At 57.6% G+C, this 1,662-nt stretch carries 2 protein-coding genes; both read right to left on the bottom strand.

The window, feature by feature from the left end:
- Positions 1–74: 74 nt before the first annotated feature.
- Positions 75–776 carry a hypothetical protein gene (locus tag GWC77_RS27655; RefSeq protein WP_173262649.1) on the bottom strand — a complete coding sequence of 234 codons (702 nt, stop codon included), beginning with the start codon at positions 774–776 and terminating at the stop codon, positions 75–77.
- Between the two features lie 13 nt (positions 777–789).
- Positions 790–1,521 carry an HNH endonuclease gene (locus GWC77_RS27650; protein WP_173262646.1) on the bottom strand — a complete coding sequence of 244 codons (732 nt, stop codon included), beginning with the start codon at positions 1,519–1,521 and terminating at the stop codon, positions 790–792.
- Positions 1,522–1,662: the final 141 nt, after the last annotated feature.

Raw genomic sequence — 1,662 nt, 5'->3', positions numbered from 1 at the left:
CTGCCAGGGAAGTCTTGCCCACCTGCCTCCACGGGCTGATTGCCAGCGCGCCAACACGAGCGCCCGATACCCGATCATGCCTCACGTGCGCGCCGGATAGCGGACGGCCTTCGCGAGGCGCTTACCCAGAAGCCAAAGGGGAAGAATTTAAAGACGTGTCCGTAGATAGTCTCGTTGTTTCCGCCTACGAACCGGAGGAATCCCATCACTGAATGCTTCATGACAACGCGGCGTCGATGCGGATAGAACCAGTAATACACGCACAACTGTTCGGGAAGGCACTGCGTAGGGTCCAGCACGTATCGTCGCAACGCGGCGTCAAGCGGCGCAACTGGATCGATTGACAGCACGTCTGGGACACCGTTGGCGGCTAACAGGTGTCCCGCCACGGCGCGCAGGAACCTGTTTGGCTGGTAATCGAACCGTTGTGTCCGGGGCAACGATAAACGGCTACGGGAGGCCAACGTGAAATATCTTTCGATCTGATGGACCACGTCGCGAAGCGCCGGATCGTAGTCGGTACCAAGCACGGTATTGTTACAGCGAGAACAGATAGTCTTGAAGTGCGACCCGCCCTGTGAGAAGACCATTCTTTTCGGCCTCTCGGGACTTGGGCCGTAGACATCGGTGAATACGGAATCGTTGATATTGCCGCAGTTCTTCGGCGGCACATGATCCGCCGTAAGCGGGCCGTGTGCTCGGCAGATCGCACAGTAGCCAACCTTCGGTCCACGGTTCGAGAACCGTTCCGCGAGATTCTTCGAAAAGTCAGCCATAGCAGGTAGCGGGTCACGCCAACATTGACTTCAATTCGTCGATGTCCATCGCTGGTCGCCGCGTATGCAGCATCGCGTGACAGTTCGGGCATACAGGCCGCAAATGGGCGCGAGGATCAACTTCATACTCGACACCAATGCTGGCGATGTCGGTGAGGTGATGCACGTGAATAAATCCACGCCCTATGTCGCCGTAGGTTTTGTAAAAATCGAAGCCACAGACATAACACGCAGTGCCCCAATGCCGGATGCATTCGGATCGAGCACGCGAATCGCGCTCGTATTGGTTGACAAGCACCTGCCGCGTGGCACCCTCCACGAACGAACCGTTCGCAGGTTCTTCTGGCAATTCATCGGGGTAGACCGGTGCCACAACATCCAGCAACGGCGTAGCAAGTTCGTCATAAAGTTCGAGCCTGTGCTGAGCGTCGTCATTGATAGTCGTAGAATTGGACTCATTTACGGAACCCAGAAGCGCCAACTCACCATCGCTCGAAAGGCGAAGTCCATCAGTCTCAGTTGGCAAAAACTCCCAAATCACGGGGTCGTTCGGCGGTTGCGCCTTGATCGTCGCCCCACCCAGTACGACGGAAGGCCCAGTCCCCAAGAACTCGGCCGAAGGATCAAAGCCATCCGATTGTGGCACGCCACGAATGACGATGATTTTCCCCGTTTCCGGATCGCGATGATGCGGAAACCACCGCTCTTCATCGAGAACACGATACTTTGCCTTGTCGTGATCCATCTCCGCGCTACCCGACTGCCGCGCGTCAAACAAGATGAGAGCAGCGCGTCAATCAGGATGAGAGTACTGGCGTGGCGGCAGCGGTGAAGGGCGTAGCCCGGAACCGCTGCCGCCACGCCGCGCCGAGCAGTCCCCCGTCAT

It is taken from the genome of Paraburkholderia sp. NMBU_R16, assembly GCF_013282575.1.
Taxonomy (GTDB): domain Bacteria; phylum Pseudomonadota; class Gammaproteobacteria; order Burkholderiales; family Burkholderiaceae; genus Trinickia.
Note: the sequence above shows the minus strand (reverse complement) of the source record. Positions and strands in the feature narration are given on the sequence as shown.